Annotated in this window: 1 protein-coding gene; it reads left to right on the top strand. The window is 57.8% G+C overall.

What is annotated here, in order from left to right; all coding sequences use genetic code 11:
- On the top strand, positions 1-230 hold a 230-nt coding region (locus HMPREF2726_RS09470; protein ID WP_246827880.1), incomplete at both ends, for a type IV secretion protein Rhs.

Raw genomic sequence — 230 nt, 5'->3', positions numbered from 1 at the left:
GGCTACGGCGATTTGACCGCCGTTTACGGACGCGACGGCAAAAAACTGCGCGGTTTCGCCTACCGCAACCACATCATGGTCGAACACAACCAGCCCGACGGACTGGTGTCCCGCTACGAATACGACCGTTACGACACCGACGGCAAAGTGCTCAAGAGCAGCAACAACCTCGGCGAAGAATGGACGTTCGACTACCGCAAAGACCATACCGTCGTTACCGACGCATTGGG

Origin of the sequence: Neisseria sp. HMSC074B07, from assembly GCF_001810355.1 — a bacterium.
Lineage (GTDB): Bacteria > Pseudomonadota > Gammaproteobacteria > Burkholderiales > Neisseriaceae > Neisseria.
This window is presented reverse-complemented; position numbering and strand designations above follow the sequence as displayed.